This is a genomic window from Nonomuraea sp. NPDC048901, assembly GCF_040649695.1.
Taxonomy (GTDB): domain Bacteria; phylum Actinomycetota; class Actinomycetes; order Streptosporangiales; family Streptosporangiaceae; genus Nonomuraea.
The window spans coordinates 249089-266270 of sequence record NZ_JBEZFW010000010.1; the positions used below are offsets into that span (position 1 = coordinate 249089).

Genomic DNA, 17182 nt, shown 5'->3' on the forward strand with positions numbered 1-17182 from the left:
CGATGGGCAGGCGTCGGGCGGTCACGCCTGCCCAGCCGGTTCACCGGGCCAGCAGGCGCGCCACCGCCGTGCTGAGCATCCGTACGCCGAGGGTCGACCCGGGCTCGAGGCCGGTCACCTTGCGGGCGCGCTGCAGCCGGTAGTCCAAGGTACGCGGATGGATGCGCAGCGCCGCCGACGCGGCCGCGCGGTTCATGTTGTGGCGGTAGTAGGCGTGCAGGGTCGACACGAGGTCCGGCCCGTTGGACAGCCGCCGGGCGAACGCGCGCAGCCACGCGTCGATTTCCGGCGTGTTCGCGACGGCCATCTCGACGAACAGGTCGGCGAGGACGTACAGGCGCGCCGGCCGGTCCTCCGTCGGCGCGACCCGGCTGGCCTCCCGCGCCCAGGTGAGGGATTCGGCGAGCCGGCCGGTCACGCCCTCCACGGAAGCGATCTGGCAGGGCCGCCCGAGCAGCGCCACCGCCGAGCGCACTTGGTGCAGCGCCACCGTACGGTCCACGGTGCCGGGCGTCAGGATGGCCAGCTCGCCACGGCTCAGCCAGGCGACCAGCGAGCCGGCGGCGAGCGCGCTCACCACGGCGGAGCGGTCCTGCTCGGGCACGGCGGGGGCGGGGACACGCACCACCGTCAGCGCGTAGTGGGCGGCCACCAATGGCCGCAGCGAGTCGGCCAGCCGCGGCTCCACCGGCTCGTCCGCGAGCAGCGCGCGGGCGAGCAGCTCGTTGCGGGTGGCCAGCGTCCGTGACCGGCCCACCCCATCGGTGTACCCGTGCAGGTACGCGCTTCTGGCGCGGACGCCCTGGGCGCCGATCCAGCCGAGCATCCGCAGCAGGTCGTCGCCGTCCTCCGGGCCGGCCACCCGGTGGATCTCCTGGAGCGTGAGGTGCGTGTGCAGCCCGAGTACCCGCTGCTGCGACAGGACGGACAGCCCCAGCTCGGCACGCTGGCGGCCCACCGACGAGATCGTCGACAGGTCCTCGTCGTTGAGCGGCAGCCGCGCCGGCGCCAGGTCGAGTCTGCGGGACCGGATGAAGACCGCGAAATCGTACATGCTCGCCTGGTGGTCGCGCTCGCCGCCAATAGTCGGGATGTCCTGGTATTCAGGGATTTCGCGCAGATACGCCGACACGGCGTTTCGCGCGTTGTCCTCCACCTGCTCACGTAACGACGCGAACAGTCCGCCCACGTTCCGTTTCCCCGTTTTCCCCGTCAACCCGTGCCCCCTTCAACGGTCAGGTTCGGTGCTTGCCCCCCGCGTATTCGTCGGCCCGCTCGTCGTGGATCAATGCTCCTTACGCGAACGCGCAACAGCGCGTGTGACCTTGTGTCGCCGCCACGAAGACCTGCTCGCCGGGCGGATTTGATACTTGGCAGGCCGCGGCGTGGTTCGGCTGCGGCGCCATCGACCGCTCGACGAAGGGATCGGTATGCGACTGCGTCATCTCGTCCTGACCGTGCTGCTGGCGTGCCTGGGCGCGACCTGGCTGGGCGCCTCACCCGCCCAAGCCGCACCGCTCACAGTCCAATCGGTCGACGCCTACCTGGGCGGCGTCGACCTCAACGGTTACTGCAGGTCGATCGGGTACGACCATGCCAAATTGGTGGGCACCCATTTCGATGGCTGGCGGTGCGTCAGCGGCAACGACGAAGTCGGCCTCTCGGTGGCCAGTGCCTGCCAGTGGCAGTTCAGCCCGCTCGTGGCCGCCGGCTATCCGGTCACCGCGTCGACCAACGGCACCAGCGCCGGCGAGTGGAAGTGCCATGCCACGCCGGGAGTGACCGAGTTCTACAAGGGCATGAACCTCGCCGGTTTCTGCCAGTCGATCGGCTACAACGGCGCGAAGCACTTGGGCGACAACGTGACCGGCTGGGTCTGCACCAGGAACGACGGTCAGATCCGCCTCGACCTGCATGCGGCCTGCACCTGGCAGCACGCTGACAAGGTCGCCCAGGGATGGACCTTGGTAGGGGTCTGGGAAGGCTACGGCGACTCGTTCAAGATCAATTGTCGGGGCTTGCACGCCTGACGCTCACCTGATCAGCGCGCCGGTGGTGCCGATACGGGTGCCACCGGCGCGCGCTCATGCGTTGAGCGGGCCGCTCGGCGTCACCGTTATAAGCCTGGAAAAGCTGAAATTTCGGATAAAACGCTATAGGTGGGAACGCGCCTCACGGCGAGCTGCTGGTGTGGGAGCATTTGGGCACCATGCGAGCCATGCTGCCGTTGCGATTAGCGCGGTCGGCCCTCTTCGCGGCCGTCTGTGTGACGCTGGCCGCCCTGGCCCACTGGTTCGCCGACGGCACTCTGCCGGGCCCCGGCCATCTCGCGCTCGGCGCCGGGCTAGTAACGGCGGGCGCCGCCGCGCTGGCCGGCCGGGAGCGCGAACCGGTCCTGATCGCTGTCCTGCTCGGCTCGGCGCAAGTCCTCCTGCACGGGCTGTTCTCCTGGCACGACGCACCCGCGCCCATGCCGCCTGGACACGGACCGGCCACCGACATGGGCATGGTGCTCTGCCACCTCACCGCCGCTCTGGTGACCGGATGGTGGGTGGCCAGGGGCGAGACCGCGCTGTGGGCGGTGCTGCGGCGGCTGGCCGTACGCCTGCTCCTGGTCCTGCCGTCGTGCCCCGCATACCCACTCACTCCACCGGCGCCCGCCTATCGCTCACCCGGCGGACCGTACGAAAGCGTCCTGCGTCACGCGGTCGTCCGGCGTGGACCCCCGCTCCCGGCTGCCTTCTGAACCCCGTCCCGCAGCCACGTGGAGATCACCATGCCGTCAACCCCCCAACGCCGTCGACCCCTGCCCTTCGGCACCTGAGCAGCCGTGTCCACTTTCCGAGGCGGGGCGACGCCGGCCCGCCGATACGCCGTCGTCGCCGTGGCCGCCGGAGTCCTGGTGCTGGTCGCGGCCCTGCTGTTCGGCGGAAGCGTGCCGCAGCCGTCGATCCCGGGCCTGCCCAAGGCGGGACCGTTCACCGACTGGGGGATGCCCCTGGCCCGGTTCGCCTATGACCTGTGCGCCTTCGCCACCGTCGGAACACTGGTGGCCGCCGTGATCCTGGCGCCGCGCGGCACGCCGCAGGCCGCCGCCTGCCTGCGCGCGGCCGGCCGCTGGGGGCTGGGCTGGGCCACCGCCGCGGTGGTGACGTACCTGCTGACGATCTCGGAGGTCGTCGGCCTGCCGCTCACCGACCTGTTCGAGAGCCCGTCGATCCTGTCGTTCGGCACGACCGTCCCGCAGACCCAGGCGCTGCTCATCGTGGCCGCGGCGGCGGGGATGGTGGCGATCGGCACCAGCCTGTGGCGTTCGCCCTGGTGGAACGCCTTCCTGCTGGCGGTCGCCGTCTTCGCGATCCTGCCGCCCGCCTACGTCGGCCACGCCGCCTCGGCGGGCGACCACGACATCGCGATCTCCGCGCTGATGGCGCACCTGGCGGCGGTGGCGGTGTGGGTGGGCGGCCTGGCCGCCGTCCTGGTCCACTTCCGGCGGTCGGACCGGCTCACGGAGGTGGTGCCCAGGTTCAGCACGCTGGCCCTGGCCTGTTTCGGCGCGGTGGCCGTGTCGGGCGTGGCCAGCGCCTGGGTGCGCCTCGACGCCGTCGCGCAGCTGTGGCAGACCCGTTACGGCCTGCTCATCCTGGCCAAGGCGGCCGCGCTGGTGGCCCTGGGCGTCTTCGGCCAGAACCATCGCCGCCGTACCGTCGCGGGCCTGGCCGAACGCCCGGTGCGGCGCACGTTCGTCCGCCTGGCCACCGGTGAGGCGATCGTCATGGCGGCGGCCATCGGGCTCGCGGTCGCCCTGTCACGCACCCCGCCGCCGCCGTCGTCGGAGGGCGGCGGCGGCCACGATCACCTCCTGCTGGAGTACAACCTGCCGCCCTTCTCGATCGGCGGCCTGCTCACCGAGATCAGGCTGGACCCGCTGATCCTGCTCGTGCTGGCCGGCCTCGCGATCGGCTACCTCGTCGGGCTGCGCCGCCTGGCCCGCGACGGGATCGTGTGGCCGCCGGGCCGTACCGCCGCGTGGCTCGCCGGGCTCGCGGTGCTGGCGTTCGCCCTGCTCAGCGGGGTGGGCGGCTACGCCCGCGCGATGCTGTCGGCGCAGGCGCTGCAGTACGGCCTGGTCGCGCTCGTGGCGCCGCTGCTCCTGGCGCTCGGCGCGCCGCTGACGCTCGCCGCCCAGACCACCACGGACCGGTCCCAGTACGGCGACGTGACCCGCGCGATCCTGGACAGCCGCCTGGCCTCGCGGCTCACCCACCCGGTGACCGTCGCCGCCGCGCAGATCGTGCCGATGGCGGTGCTGTACGGGACCGGCTGGCTGGGGCAGTCGTTGTACAGCTACGCGCTCCATCTGCTCACCCTGGCGGTGCTCTTCTGCGCCGGGGCGTTGTGCTTCTGGGTGCTGGCCGGGGTGGATCCGCTGCCGCGCCCGATCACCTGGGTGGCGCGGGTGCGGCTGCTCGCGGTGGTCGCCGTGGCGCAGTTCGCGCTGGGGCTGGCCCTGCGGTTCGGGGCGGGGGTGGGCGTGGACTGGTTCACGCTGGTGTCGCCGCCGGGGGTGTCGGACCTGTCCGCCGACCAGCGGACCGCCGGGCTGACGGTGCTGGTCGTCGCGGTCGTGGTGCTCGTGGCGCCGGTGGTACGACTGACGTCATGGCGGCGGGCCGCTCAGCGGAGAAGGGCGCTCGTCTGAACGACGGTGGTCAGCCGCCGGTCGGTACGTTCGTCTGATCGACGGTGGTCAGCCCGCCGCTCAGTGGAGGAGGACACTCGTCTGATCGACCGTGGTCAGCCGCCGTTCGGCGCCGGTGATCTCGTACACCGGCCCGGTCAGTGTCACCGACCTCTCGGCGACGACGTCGGTGACGGAGCGGCGGACGGTCACCGTCACCTCGCCGGGCTCGACGACGCGTCGGCCGTCGCGCCCGGTGAAGGCCAGCAGCCGCGTCGGCACCTCGAAGCCGACCGACACCCGCTCGCCGGGCGCGAGCTCGACGCGCGCGTATCCGACCAGCTGGGCGACGGGCCGGGTGACCGAGGCGACCACGTCCGACGCGTAGATCTGCACGATCTCCGCGCCCGCCCGCTCACCCGCGTTGCGGACGACGACCGAGCAGCGGATCGACCCGTCCGCCGCCGGGGCGGTCCCGGCCACGGACACCTCGTCGTAGGCGAAGCTCGTGTAGCTCAGCCCGTGACCGAACCCCAGCTCCGGAGCGGGGTCGATGTTGCTCACCGAACCGGCCGCGCCGAGCCGGGGATGCAGATAGCTGTACGGCTGGCCGGCGGCTGAACTGGGCATGCTCATCGGCAGCCGCCCCGACGGGTTGACGGCTCCGCTGATCACCCGGGCTATGGCGCCCGCGCCCTCCTCGCCGGGGAAGAACGCCTGCACCACGGCGGCGGCCTCGCGGAGGATGCCCGGCACGGCGTAGGCCCGGCCGGTCAGCAGGACCGCCACGACCGGAGTCCCCGTGGCGAGGACCGCGTCGGCGAGTGCCTGCTGGGCGCCGGGCAGGTCGAGGGTGTCCACGTCGCAGCCCTCGCCGGAGGTGCCCCGGCCGAACAGGCCGGACCGGTCGCCGAGCACGAGGATCACCACGTCGGAGGCGGCCGCCAGATCCACGGCTTCGCCGAACCCCGCGCGGTCGCCGTCGTCGACACCCGTGCCGTGCGCGACCCGCAGCACCGCGTCCGGGAACTCCGCCCGCAGGGCCTCGAGCAGCGTGGGCGACTCGATGCCCGGCTCGACCTCGGGAAAGTGCGGCAGGACGTGGTTGACGAAGGAGTAGCAGCCGAACAGCGCGGTGACGCTGTCCGCGTTCGGGCCTATGACGGCGATGCGCTGTCCATTGCCGTCGCCGAGGGGGAGCAGGCCGTTGTTGGTCAGCAGCACGATGGACTCTTCCGCCAGCCGCCGCGCCAGCGCCCGGGATTCGGCGTCGTCCAGGTCGACGGGCCCCGAAGGAGCGGGCTCGTAGTTGTCGTCGAGCAGGCCGAGCTTCGCCTTCTGCAGCAGCACCCGGCTCAACGCCCGGTCGATCAGCGATTCGGCGATCCGCCCGCTCGACACGGCCTGCTTCAGCGGCGCCAGATAGGCCACCCCGGTGGGGAGCTCGACGTCGATCCCCGCCGTGAGCGCCTGTACGGCGGCGTCCTCGGCGTCGGTGGCGACGGCGTGCAGCGTGTGCAGGAAGGCGACCGCGAAGTAGTCCGCGACGACGGTGCCGTCGAAACCCCACTCGTCACGCAGGATCCGGGTCAGGTAGTGGTCGTCCGCGGCGATCGGGATCCCGTCGATCTCGGCGTAGGAGTTCATCACCGAGCCCGCCCCCGCGTCCCGGATCGCCACCTCGAACGGGAACAGCAGCACGTCGGCCACCTCACGCGGCCCCGCGTGGACCGGGGCAAGGTTCCGCCCGGCGCGGGAGTTCGAATAGCCGACGAAATGCTTCAGCGTGGCGATCACGCCCGCGGACTGGAGCCCCCGCACGTACGCCGCCCCGATCGTCGCGACCTCGTACGGATCCTCGGACACGCACTCCTCGACCCGCCCCCACCGCTGGTCGCGAATCACGTCGAGCACGGGAGCGAGCCCCTGATGAATACCGAGCGCGGCCATGCTCGCCCCGATCCGCCGGCCCATCCGCTCGACCAGCTCGGGGTCGAAGGACGCGCCCCAGGCCGGCGGGACCGGATAGGTCGTCGCCTGCCAGGCCGCCAGCCCGGTGAGGCATTCCTCGTGCGCCAGTGCCGGGATGCCGAGGCGGGTGTGGTCGAGGAGCCATCGCTGCCGCGCGGCCAGCAGGGTGCTCGCCCACTCCGGATCGACGGGCCGGGTCCCGTAGTGCCGGGTGATCTGCCCGAGTCCGTGGCGGGCGAACTCCTCGAACGCGACGTCCTCGCCCTGCATCGAATCCTGCAGCGGCGCGACGACACCCTCTTCGCGATTGACGTTCAGCCACACGCCCACGAGCTGCGCGAGCTTCTCGTCGAGCGACATGTCGGCCAGCAGGTCGCCGACGCGTCGCGCTCGACGCTCATCGATCGTCATGCACGCACCCTCACTGTTGATCCGGCGCGCCCGGTTCGGCGCGGGCTTCCGTCATCGCATCGGAAAGTTTCCGGATAGTTTTCCGAAAAAATGCCGTGACATTGCCGTTTCGTTACGGTAGATTCCGACTTGTAGTCGTGTCAACACTTGCCGCATGCGCCTCATCAGCCCAGTTGGATAAGCGTCTGCGGGCCAGACGATTTTCCGAAAGTCGGCAAACGGGAGGTACTGTGCCCCGACCCACGCTCTCCGATGTCGCGGCGGCGGCCGGGGTGTCGGTCCCGACGGTCTCGAAAGTGCTGAGCGGCAAGAAGCACGTCTCCGCCGCCACCCGCGGCAAGGTGCTCGAAGCGGTCCGCGCCTCCGGGTACGAAGCGCTCCGCCCGCCCAGCGCCCCGCAAGTCGGCCTGGTCGACCTGCTCATCGACGGGCTCGGCTCGCCCTGGGCTGAGGTCCTGGTCAAGGGTGCGGAGCAGGCGGCCGCGCGCTGGGGGTTCTCACTCGTCGTGACCTCCTCCGCGCGCGCCGACTTCGACCTGCGGCGCTGGATCGGGATGGTGCGCAAGCGCGGCACCGACGGCATCGTCCTGGTGCTCTCGCGCGCCAACCAGGAGGAGATCGCGGCGGTCGAAGAGCTGCTGCGGGTCCCGATGGTGCTCCTGGATCCGGTCGGCAAGCGCGACCCCCGGCTCTCGACCGTGGGCGCGACCAACTGGTCGGGCGGGGTGATGGCGACGACGCATCTCCTGGAGCTGGGGCACGAGCGGATCGGCTTCATCGGCGGGCCGCTCGACACGCAGTGCACCCTCGACCGCTACGAGGGCTATCTGGCCGCGCACCGCACCTTCGGCGTCGAGCCGTCGGCGGACCTCACGCGGTTCGCCGACTTCCAGGTCTCCGGCGGCAAGACGTTCGGCGCCGAGCTGCTCGACCACCCCGACCGGCCCACGGCCATCTTCGCGGGCTCCGACCTGCAGGCCGCGGGCGTCTACCAGGCGGCGGCCGAGCGTGGCATCCGCATCCCCGACGAGGTGTCCGTGGTCGGCTTCGACGACTCCCCGCTGTGCGAGATGCTGTCCCCGCCGCTCACCACGGTCCGTCAGCCGCTCGACGACATGGCCAACGAGGCGGTCCGGCTGATCACCGAAGAGCTGGCCCACCGCAGGGGCTCGGCCGGCACCCGGATCGAGCTCGCCACGAGCCTCATCGTCAGAGGCAGCGCGACGCGCCGACCCGGGTGACGCCGGGGTCCAGAGGCAGCGCGGCGCGCCGACTCGCGTGACGTCGGGGTCGATCAGCGAGCGAAGCTGGGGAAGTGCTCGTCGGGCAGCGGCAGGCCGGGGGTGAGGCCGAGGGGGTCGGTCAGCACGTGCGCCGGTTCGGCGGCGAAGACCGCGTCGGCGTCCATGTAGATGACCACATGCGCGATGCGCGGGTCGTCGGTGAAGTTGGGCGTGGCGCAGTGCGCCAGGTACGAGTTGTGGAAGGTGCAGTCTCCCGCCTTCAACGGGACGGTCACCCGCTGCCGCCACCGCAGCTCGGGCGCGATCCGGAAGAGGTCCTGGCCGTCCGTCAAGTCCTGGGCGCGCAGGTCCTGGAGATCCTGCGAGCCGGGCACGAACGTCATGCAGCCCCGCTCGACGGGCACGTCGACCAGCGCGATCCAGGCCGACAGGGCGTGCCGCGAGCCGGTGTGCGGCCAGTACGGCTGGTCCTGGTGGAACTCGGTGGCCGCGCCGTTGTGCGGCTTCTTGATCAGCAGCTGGTCGTGCCAGAGCCGCAGCGGCACGCCCGCCAGCTGGGTCGCGAGCGCGGCGAGCCCCGGGTGCAGGGTGAGCTCGCGCAGCGTCTCGTCGTGCTGCCAGAGCTGCAGCAGCTGGACGAAGATGTCGCCCTCCCGGTTGTCCCGCACGGTCTCCTGCGCGGCCAGCGCCGCCTTGGCGTACCGGGCGGCCTCCGCACGCGAGATCACCTGCGGCAGGTGGATGAAACCGTCACGTCGGTACGCGGACACCTGAGCATCGTCAAGCATGTTCTTCTCCCTTGTCGGTGGTGCCTCCACTCTTGCCGGGCGGTGCCGGGGCGGGCTAGGACGGGGGTTGCTCGCATGTAGCACAATCCTGATGTGCACCGCGTACGACGTGACGACGTCTTCACCCCCGACCGGCCGCCCGTGGTGGCGGAGCGGCACGAGCTGGCCGCCGACAACAGCGCGCACAGTCACGACTTCCTGGAGCTGGCCGTGGTCACCAGGGGGACGGCCACGCACGTCTCGGCCATCGGCGAGCAGGAGCTGAGCCGCGGCTCGGTCGCGCTGCTGCGACCGGGCGACTGGCACGGCTACCACGACTGCCGCGGGCTGGTGGTGCACAACGTGTATGTCGGTCCGGAGATGTTCCAGCGGGAGCTGGCCTGGCTGCGGGCCGAACCCCACATCGGCAGGCTGCTGCACCGCTCGGGGCATGTGTCGCGGCTGGACGACGGGGCGCTCGCGGTGGTGGAGGCCGCGCTTCCGGCGGCGGTGGGCGGGCACATCACGCAGGTGGGAGCGCTGCTGTGCCTGCTGGGCGGGGCGGCGGCCTCACTGGCCTCACTGGCCTCGCTCGGTGAGCCCGCCTCCGGGAGCGCGGGGACGCACCCCGCGGTGTTGCTGGCCGTACGGGAGCTGGAGGGCGACCCGCGGCGGGACTGGTCGGTGGACGACCTGGCGGCGCTCGCGCGCGTCTCGGCCGCGCACCTGGCCAGGACGTTCACCGCCCAGCTCGGCATCTCGCCGATGGCGTACCTGAACCGGCTGCGCGCCGAGCGGGCGGCGGCGTTGCTCATCGAGACGGACCTGCCGGTCGCGGCGATCGGCAGGCAGGTGGGGTGGAGCGACCCCAACTACGCCAGCCGCCGCTTCCGGCAGTTCTTCGCGATGAGCCCGTCCGGCTACCGGGCCAGGTTCAGCGCACCTGCGCCAGCGCCGTGACCAGCGCCATGATCAGCGCCATGACGAGCGCGGTGGCGGGCGAGGGTCAGCGCACCTCCTCCAGCTCGATGACCAGCGCGGTGGCGGGCTTCAGCGCCGGGGACGGCAGACCGAGCCCGGCCAGGACCGAGCCCCGCAGGCGCACCGGGGCGGCCGTCCACTCCGGCAGCCCGACACCCGTGGGCAGGCGGCCGGCCACCCGCACCTCATAGACGGCCTCGGGGTCCAGTCCGGGCAGGCGCAGCGGGGCCGGCCCCATGGCCACCCGGGAGGCGAGCTGGACGCAGGCGAACACCGCGTGCCCGCCCCGGACCACGCCGTGCAGCAGCACCGCCGGGTCGGGATGGTCGGCGCGGACCACGGTCCCGCCGTGCAGCGTCGGCCGCAGCCGCTTGTGCAGGGCGATCCATTCCGCGAGCTCCTCGCGTTCGGCCTCGCTCGTCGAGGTCAGGTCCCACTCGACGCCCATGTGGCCGAACAGCGCGGTGGCGCAGCGGAACGACAGCGGCAGCGACCGGCCGGTGACGTGGTCGCGGGGCGCGCCGACGTGGCTGCCCATCAGCTCCGGCGGCACGAGCAGGCCGGTCCAGCGCTGGATCGCCTGCCGGTCGAGCGCGTCGTTGCTGTCGGAGGTCCAGACCCGGTCGGTACGGGCCAGGATGCCGTAGTCGATCCGCGCGCCGCCGGACGAGCACGACTCGATCTCCAGCCTGGGATGGCGGCGGCGCAGCTCGTCGATCAGCCGGTACGCGGCCACGGTCTGCGCGTGCACACCCGCCACGCCGTCGTGGACGGGCTCGGCGATGTCGCGGTTGTGGTCCCACTTGATGTAGTCCAGCTCGTACTCGCCCACCAGCGTGCTGATCCGGTCCAGCAGGTAGGCGAAGACCTCCGGCCGGGCCAGGTCGAGCACGTGCTGGTTGCGCTGCGGCGGCGGGAGCCGGTCGGCGCGGCCGAGCACCCATTCGGGATGTTCGCGGGCGAGGTCGGAGTCGAGATTGATCATCTCCGGCTCGAACCAGAGCCCGAACTGCATACCGAGCTTGCGCACGTGCTTGGCCAGCGGGTGCAGGCCGTCGGGCCACACCCCCTCGTCCACGTACCAGTCGCCGAGCCCGGCCTTGTCGTCGCGGCGGTGCCGGAACCAGCCGTCGTCCAGGACGAACCGCTCGATCCCCACCTCCGCGGCCCGGTCGGCCAGCGCCAGCAGCCGGTCGAGGCCGTGGTCGAAGTAGGTGGCCTCCCAGTTGTTCAGGGTGACCGGGCGGGCCGGGCGCGGGCCGCGCGAGCGCAGGTGACCGTGCAGCCGCCCGGCCGCCGGGTCCAGCCCGGAGTCCGACCAGGTGAAATAGACCAGCGGCGTCTCGTACGTCTCGCCCTCGCCCAGGATGATCTCGCCGGGCGCGAGCAGCTCGCCGGCCGCCAGCAGCGTCACGCCCTCCGGCAGCCGCTCGACGTAGTGGATGTGGTCGCCGCTCCATCCGGCGTGCGCCGCCCACACCTCGCCGTGCCGGAACCCGAACCCGCCCGTTCCCGCCACCAGCAGGCCCGTGCCGTCGTGCCCGGTGCGCCCGCGCCGGTTCTCCCGCGACCAGACGCCGTAGGTCAGCGGCCGGCGCTGCGGCACCTTCTCCAGCGCCCACCGCCCGGTGAAGTCGAGCAGCTCATCCGCCCGCGCGGGCAGCGGCAACGCGCAGGTCAGCTCCTCCACGCGGTACGGTTCGGCGGCGGTGTTCGTCAGCGCGTGCCGCATCGTGACCACGCCGTTGGCGTCCATGGCCAGCTCGCTCACCAGCCGGAGCCCCGCCCGATCGTCGGTCGCGGTCACGGTCACACTGCCGCCCGCACCGGGTACGGCCCGCGTCTCGACCGGGCCGTAGAGGTTCCACCTGACCGGCCGATGCGCGGACGTACGGGCTCCTGACAGGCCCGGCCGGCCGTACCAGCTGTCGCCCTGGAGCGGCACCAGCGGCGGCGCCGACGTCAGAGAGGCCAGCGCGGGCAGGAGTTGCTCCTCGGCGACCGCACCGATGTCGGCACCGAAATGGCGCACCCGCGGCAGGCCGGAGCCCGCGACGTCAAGGACGAGACAGGTGCCTGCGGCGGAAAGGATCACGGGGGACACGTCGGGCTCCTCACACTCGGACGGGCGCCGGGCCCGCTTTCGTGTAAGAGGTTCGCACGGTGCGCCGGTCGACCGGCGAGCAGGTGCCGCAATCGGCGCGCCGGGCGACAAATCGCAGCCTCCCGCTCGCGGAACCGGCACGGAAGAAGAACGGAAGAAAAACGGAAGATCATTCTCTTAACGTCGGCCACGACCTGGTAGACGAAGCGATGACCGAGGGCCGGTGCCTCATGACGGCACCGGATGAAGATGGAAATCGGGCGCATGGCCATCGCGGCCGGCCAGGACGGGACGGGGACCCTCCGGCTCACCCCGCGCCACGACGGCGTGCTGAACCCCCCACAGATTGCCCCAATAGCCGCACACCAGTCCCGACTCGTCCCGCAGAATGGGTGAGCTCAATGGATGAACCGTCCGAGTTAGACCTGCCCGAATCCCACTGGAATCGCAACGACGGTACCCGGATCGAATACCTCGCTGGAGCGGTGAACGGCGACAACAACGGCGAGTACTGGCGCGTCACCACCGCCGACGGCACCCAGTACAGCTTCGGGCTCAACCGCCTGCCCGGCTGGGCGGCGGGCAAGCCGGAGACGAAGTCCACCTGGACGAATCCGGTGTTCGGCAACAACGGCGGCGAGCCCTGCTACTCCAGCACCCCGGCCAACGCCTGGTGCCAGTAGGCGTACCGGTGGAACCTCGATCTGGAGGTCGACACCCACGGCAACGCCATCACCTACTGGTACGAGGCGGAGAAGAACTTCTGCCAGAATGTGGGCTAGTGCTCCGGTGTTCATGCCGGGGGTGAAGGCTCATGTGGGAGTGCCCGCCAGGGCGCGAGGGTGCCCTGGCCTTTCAGGTTTGTCGGCAGCTTCACTTTCACACATGCGGGTTGTTTCTGCTGCTCGATGTACTGCTTGAGCGCGGCGAGCGGCGCCCCGCCGACCGACCCGGCGAAATAGGAACCAGACCAGAAATGTCCGCCCCAGAGGTGTTTGCGGACATGTGTGCTGTATTCCTTGCGACGCATCCGGGCCGAGACCCCCTTCAGCCAATTGACGAGTTTGGACAGAGCGACCTTGGGCGGGGTAGTGGACGAGCAGGTGGACGTGGTCGTGCTCGCCGTTGAACTCGCGCAGTTCGACCGTTCGACCTCGAAGTCGGCGCAGACCTCGCGCATGAGTTCCTCGCAGCGGATCAGCATCTCGCCGGTTAACACCCCACGCCGGTCCTTTGTCGCAAACACTAAATTTGCCACGAACGCCAAATGGGCATGAAGGTTATATACGACAAGTCGTCCCCTTTTCACATCGGGGTTCGCATTCCATCGCAGTGACATAAACCAAACGATATGATCAGCGTGTGGAGCAGGCGAAGCGGAGGCGTGCGCATGTGGCGCGCTTGGCGTTGGACAAGCGGCAAGCAGCCGTCTTGGACGGTCAAGCCCACACTGCGCGTGCCGTGTGGAACCTGCTGCATGAGTTCATGACCTTCCGTCAGGGCCGCCTTGCGTCGCTGAGGGAGTGTGACGCGGCGATTCGGCAGGCCCGCCAGGAGATCGAGTGGATGGGGCAGTTGCCCGCTCAGGCCGCGCAGGCGGTGCTGAAGATCTACCGGCAGGCGTGGGCGAACTTCTTCAACCCCGACCATCCGGCCGAGCGGCCGACGTTCAAGGGCCGGTTCGGGTGCCGGATGGCCGTGGACGTCCCCCAGGCCCGCGATTTGCAGCTCGTCAGGATCAGCCGCAGGTGGGGTGCGGTGAACCTGCCCAAGGTGGGGCGGGTGAGGTTCCGGTGGACGAAAGACCTGCCCGGCGTCACCAAGGGTGGGCCATCGGGGAGGGTGACCGGGGCTCGGCTGGTGAAAGACGCCTACGGGTGGACCATCGCCTTCCGTACCGAGCTGCTGGTCTCCGCTCCCGTACCGCACGCCGGGCCGAAGGCCGGCATGGATCGGGGTATCGCGGTGCCGCTGGCTCTGTCTACCGGGGAGCATCTTCGGCACGGCCCGTGGCTGTCTGGCGGGCAGCGTGAGCGGTTGTTGCGGTTGGAGCGCAAAAGCGCCCGTCAGCGTGCCGGCCGCGGCAAAGGTGACCCGGTGTCCAACCGGGAACGCCGCACCTATGACCAGATCGCCCGGCTCCGCGCGACAGCCAAGCGCCGAGTGGTCGACTGGCAGCATCAGAGCACGACCGTCCTCGCGCGGCGGTTCAGCGCGATCGTGGTCGAAGACCTGGACATCACCTCCATGATGGCCTCGGCGTCGGGGACGGTGCAGGAGCCGGGGCGGGGCGTCGCCCAGAAGCGGGGCCTGAACCGGTCGATCGCGGGTCAGGCGTGGGGTCGGACGGTGGAGTTGCTGACCTACAAGGCCGCCGACCGCGGTGGCGTGGTCGCCACGGTCGACCCGCGCGGCACCAGCCAGGAGTGTCACCGCTGCCACACCACCACGAAAGGGTCACGCGAGAGGCAGTCGCGGTTCGTGTGCAAGAACCTGGCGTGCGGATGGATTGGCAACGCTGATACCAACGCCGCCCGAAACCAGCTTCATCGGTACAACTCTGCCGCCGGATGGGCGGTCACAGGACGTGGAGACTCCGCGATTGCGGGGCCGGTGAAGCGTCAAGCATCCTGTCCCACAGTCTCGCCCGCACCCACGTTGCGAGCTGCTGCGTAAGCAGCACAGGAACCCTCCACAATTTACGTGGAGGAGCACATCAAATCGACGACATGGAGCTGCGCCTCGACAACGCCAAGGACGTCGTCGAGTGCACCCGCAACTACATCATCAACGGCGAGCCGATGGCGGTGCGCACTCCGGACGACAACGTCTACTTCCTGGCTTTCGATCCCCAGGGCAGGTGCAGGCCGCCGTCAACGCCGGCAACGGTGAGGTCGCCATCCGGAGGAGGCAGACCAGGAAGCACGTGAAGAAGGTGACCAACGGGCGGGTGACCAGGCTCCCATCCAGACCCGCGTCACGCCCACGTCCCGCCAGGAGACCGACCAGCCACCGAGCCGCGCAACGGCAGTCGCCGCCCAGGACGACCCGCTTGGCCGCCGTGCGGCCGGGACAGGTCTACGGCAACAACGGCGTCTCGCAGCCGACCCAATCCGTCTCGGTGTTCTGCAACGGGAAGATGTATCCGGACGGAGAACCGCCGCCCAACCTGGTCCCGCTGATTATGTTGGTCTGAACGGACAGCGCTTGTAGGCGAGTTTTGACAGCGGTTAGAGATCAACATGGGGCGGAATGTTGGTGAGAAACGACAGCGCCCGCTCCGCCGTGATCCGCACCGCTGGCCGCGCCTTCCGGCAAATCGGCTAACCAGGCGCTGCCGCCCCGCCGTCACCGCCGACGACCACTGCGAGGTCCTCAGCCTGACCGTCGGCGAGCAGGCGTTCTGGACCGCGTTCCTGCGTTCCTGCGCTCCGTGTCCTGTACGGCGTCCGCCTGGCGACGCTGTCGAGTCCACTGAAGCTGTAAGGGATCGACGCGGAACATAGGTGGGCCTGCAGTTGCACCACTCGACCTGACTGGATAGCGAGGCCGGGGCGGGGGTGGCATGCTGACGCCGGTGAGGATGATCAAAATAGCGATCGCAGTCTTAGCGGTCGCGGCGCTGTTCTTCATCCCGGCTACGGGTACGCGGCGGTGGATCTGACCTCCTGCTCATGCTCTTCGGCTGTAGCGAGGTCGTGCTGTCCGGTTTATGCGGCGGTGGCACTTGTGCTGTTGGGTGGTACGTCGATCTTTTGAAGGCGACGCTCGTTCTGCCTCCCTTCGCCGCTTTGCTCTTCGCCTGCTCCTGCTTGTTCTTCCGGACGGGAATGGTCGGCAGGCGGCTCCGGGTCCAGGTTCTGGCCCTCTCGTTGGTCGTGATCGTATGGGTCGTCGCGTTGGAAATTCTCAGAAACGTCGAGGATGTCGTCCGCTTCTGACAATGTCTTGGCCGTCAGCGGCGGCCGCCCCCAGGTCGTGGTGAAGGCGGATGGTCACGACGCGGCCGACGTTGACGTGGTGCAGCGCTCATCACGTAGAGCAGCTATGGGCATAGGACGGGAACGGGCGCGTTGTGCGGTCTTCAGCCGATGTGTGCTTCAGCTCGTGCCTTGGTCTGTGCGAGTCGGTAGGACTGGGTGCCGGTCTCGATGATGTTGCCGCCGAAGGTCAACCGATCAACGATGACGGTTCTTCGGAGGACTGTTCTGATTTGACCGGCGCGTCTGATTTGACCGGCGCGGGCCCCAGGGCCCCGCGCCGACTTGGCGCGCTGAGCGCACATAGCCATCTTCAGGGCGTGGTTTCAGGGCGTGGTGAGGGCGAGGTCGAGGACGTGCCGGGCCGTGGCGTCCAGGAGCTCGGGGCCGGGCGGGCCGCCGTGGACGAGCGCCTGGTAGTAGAGCGGGCCGAGCAGCACGCTCAGCAGGGTGTCCACGGTCGGCTCGGTCACCGGGCGGCCGGTGTGGCGTTCGAGCACGGCGCGCAGCCCCTGCAGGTCGCGTTCGCGCTGCTCACGCAGGAACTTTTCGCGTAGCGCCTCGGCGGTGGCCTGGTCGGTCTGGGCGTGGCCGAGCAGCGCCCGCAGGACCTGGCCCGCCGGCTCCTGGAAGAACCCCGCGATCCGGCGGAGCTGCGCTTGCAACTCCTCCTCGGCGTCTTCCCCGCCCCCTGGCCAGGCCAGCGCGTCGCGGGCGTCGTCGGCCAGGGTGTCGAGGAGGATGTCGACTTTGGACTTCCACCAGCGGTAGACGGTCTGCTTGGCGACCCCGGCCCGGACGGCGATGCCCTCGATGGTCACCCCGTTGAACCCCCGCTCGACCAGGAGATCGTCGGCGGCGTTGAGCACCGCGAGCCGGATGCTCTCGCTGCGCTTGGGGCCCGTCCGGCTCACCACGGCCGTCCGTCCGGCGGCGGGCTCGGCGTTTCGGTCGGCGGGGATGGTCATTCGTCCTCTCGGGTACGGCTCGGCACCTCGATTCTGGCATGCCCCCGGTCCGTGGAACGCGATGGAACGCCCTTC

Annotated in this window: 15 protein-coding genes; 9 read left to right on the forward strand and 6 right to left on the reverse strand. The window is 70.3% G+C overall.

Annotated features, from left to right (window positions below):
* Positions 1 to 40 precede the first annotated feature (40 nt).
* A complete protein-coding gene (locus AB0C30_RS33090) occupies positions 41 to 1189 on the reverse strand; it encodes a helix-turn-helix domain-containing protein (protein WP_357952019.1) in 1149 nt (382 codons plus the stop codon).
* 241 nt (positions 1190 to 1430) lie between these two features.
* Here AB0C30_RS33090 and AB0C30_RS33095 point away from each other — a divergent pair, with 241 nt between their 5' ends.
* The 3 genes from AB0C30_RS33095 (at position 1431) to AB0C30_RS33105 (ending at position 4702) form a co-directional block, all read left to right on the forward strand.
* A complete protein-coding gene (locus AB0C30_RS33095) occupies positions 1431 to 2030 on the forward strand; it encodes a hypothetical protein (protein WP_357952020.1) in 600 nt (199 codons plus the stop codon).
* 188 nt (positions 2031 to 2218) lie between these two features.
* Positions 2219 to 2746, forward strand: a complete 528-nt coding sequence (locus AB0C30_RS33100) for an MFS transporter (protein ID WP_357952022.1) — start codon at positions 2219 to 2221, stop codon at positions 2744 to 2746.
* Positions 2747 to 2830: 84 nt separating this feature from the next.
* Positions 2831 to 4702, forward strand: coding sequence for a cytochrome c oxidase assembly protein (locus tag AB0C30_RS33105; protein WP_357952024.1), 1872 nt, complete (start codon positions 2831 to 2833; stop codon positions 4700 to 4702).
* 60 nt (positions 4703 to 4762) lie between these two features.
* On the opposite strand, the gene AB0C30_RS33110 is transcribed toward AB0C30_RS33105, so the two are convergent.
* Positions 4763 to 7063 carry a glycoside hydrolase family 3 N-terminal domain-containing protein gene (locus AB0C30_RS33110; protein ID WP_357952026.1) on the reverse strand — a complete coding sequence of 767 codons (2301 nt, stop codon included), beginning with the start codon at positions 7061 to 7063 and terminating at the stop codon, positions 4763 to 4765.
* A gap of 230 nt (positions 7064 to 7293) precedes the next feature.
* Here AB0C30_RS33110 and AB0C30_RS33115 point away from each other — a divergent pair, with 230 nt between their 5' ends.
* Positions 7294 to 8304 (forward strand): substrate-binding domain-containing protein, encoded by a 1011-nt coding sequence (locus AB0C30_RS33115; protein WP_357952028.1) that lies wholly within the window; start codon positions 7294 to 7296, stop codon positions 8302 to 8304.
* 53 nt (positions 8305 to 8357) lie between these two features.
* Here the strand turns inward: AB0C30_RS33115 and AB0C30_RS33120 are convergent, their stop codons facing one another.
* Positions 8358 to 9095, reverse strand: coding sequence for a phytanoyl-CoA dioxygenase family protein (locus tag AB0C30_RS33120; protein WP_357952030.1), 738 nt, complete (start codon positions 9093 to 9095; stop codon positions 8358 to 8360).
* Between the two features lie 93 nt (positions 9096 to 9188).
* Between AB0C30_RS33120 and AB0C30_RS33125 the strand changes: the two genes are divergently transcribed.
* Positions 9189 to 10034: an AraC family transcriptional regulator gene (locus tag AB0C30_RS33125; RefSeq protein ID WP_357952032.1), complete on the forward strand. Its 846-nt coding sequence runs from the start codon at positions 9189 to 9191 to the stop codon at positions 10032 to 10034.
* Between the two features lie 46 nt (positions 10035 to 10080).
* Here AB0C30_RS33125 and AB0C30_RS33130 read toward each other — a convergent pair whose 3' ends face one another.
* Positions 10081 to 12159 carry an alpha-galactosidase gene (locus tag AB0C30_RS33130; protein ID WP_357952034.1) on the reverse strand — a complete coding sequence of 693 codons (2079 nt, stop codon included), beginning with the start codon at positions 12157 to 12159 and terminating at the stop codon, positions 10081 to 10083.
* A 401-nt stretch (positions 12160 to 12560) separates the two neighbouring features.
* On the opposite strand from AB0C30_RS33130, the gene AB0C30_RS33135 reads away from it, so the two are divergent.
* Positions 12561 to 12842 (forward strand): hypothetical protein, encoded by a 282-nt coding sequence (locus AB0C30_RS33135; RefSeq protein ID WP_357952036.1) that lies wholly within the window; start codon positions 12561 to 12563, stop codon positions 12840 to 12842.
* Positions 12843 to 12952: 110 nt separating this feature from the next.
* Here the strand turns inward: AB0C30_RS33135 and tnpA are convergent, their stop codons facing one another.
* Positions 12953 to 13498, reverse strand: a complete 546-nt coding sequence (gene tnpA / locus AB0C30_RS33140; protein WP_357952038.1) for an IS200/IS605 family transposase — start codon at positions 13496 to 13498, stop codon at positions 12953 to 12955.
* Between the two features lie 53 nt (positions 13499 to 13551).
* Here tnpA and AB0C30_RS33145 point away from each other — a divergent pair, with 53 nt between their 5' ends.
* The 3 genes from AB0C30_RS33145 to AB0C30_RS33155 all read left to right on the forward strand — a co-directional run bounded on the left by AB0C30_RS33145 (position 13552) and on the right by AB0C30_RS33155 (position 16100).
* The gene (locus AB0C30_RS33145) at positions 13552 to 14835 is read left to right on the forward strand and encodes a transposase (protein WP_357952192.1); all 1284 of its coding nucleotides are present in this window, start codon (positions 13552 to 13554) and stop codon (positions 14833 to 14835) included.
* A gap of 53 nt (positions 14836 to 14888) precedes the next feature.
* Positions 14889 to 15089, forward strand: coding sequence for a hypothetical protein (locus AB0C30_RS33150; RefSeq protein ID WP_357952040.1), 201 nt, complete (start codon positions 14889 to 14891; stop codon positions 15087 to 15089).
* 744 nt (positions 15090 to 15833) lie between these two features.
* The gene (locus AB0C30_RS33155; protein ID WP_357952042.1) at positions 15834 to 16100 is read left to right on the forward strand and encodes a hypothetical protein; all 267 of its coding nucleotides are present in this window, start codon (positions 15834 to 15836) and stop codon (positions 16098 to 16100) included.
* Positions 16101 to 16465: 365 nt separating this feature from the next.
* Here the strand turns inward: AB0C30_RS33155 and AB0C30_RS33160 are convergent, their stop codons facing one another.
* Positions 16466 to 17107: a TetR/AcrR family transcriptional regulator gene (locus AB0C30_RS33160; protein WP_357952044.1), complete on the reverse strand. Its 642-nt coding sequence runs from the start codon at positions 17105 to 17107 to the stop codon at positions 16466 to 16468.
* Between the last annotated feature and the right edge of the window lie 75 nt (positions 17108 to 17182).

Coding starts and splice junctions, on each gene's coding strand:
- AB0C30_RS33095 (WP_357952020.1), top strand. CDS start 1,431: ATGCGACTGCGTCATCTCGTCCTGACCGTGCTGCTGGCGTGCCTGGGC.
- AB0C30_RS33100 (WP_357952022.1), top strand. CDS start 2,219: ATGCTGCCGTTGCGATTAGCGCGGTCGGCCCTCTTCGCGGCCGTCTGT.
- AB0C30_RS33110 (WP_357952026.1), bottom strand. CDS start 7,063: ATGACGATCGATGAGCGTCGAGCGCGACGCGTCGGCGACCTGCTGGCC.
- AB0C30_RS33120 (WP_357952030.1), bottom strand. CDS start 9,095: ATGCTTGACGATGCTCAGGTGTCCGCGTACCGACGTGACGGTTTCATC.
- AB0C30_RS33135 (WP_357952036.1), top strand. CDS start 12,561: ATGGATGAACCGTCCGAGTTAGACCTGCCCGAATCCCACTGGAATCGC.
- tnpA (WP_357952038.1), bottom strand. CDS start 13,498: ATGTCACTGCGATGGAATGCGAACCCCGATGTGAAAAGGGGACGACTT.
- AB0C30_RS33150 (WP_357952040.1), top strand. CDS start 14,889: ATGGAGCTGCGCCTCGACAACGCCAAGGACGTCGTCGAGTGCACCCGC.
- AB0C30_RS33155 (WP_357952042.1), top strand. CDS start 15,834: ATGCTCTTCGGCTGTAGCGAGGTCGTGCTGTCCGGTTTATGCGGCGGT.
- AB0C30_RS33160 (WP_357952044.1), bottom strand. CDS start 17,107: ATGACCATCCCCGCCGACCGAAACGCCGAGCCCGCCGCCGGACGGACG.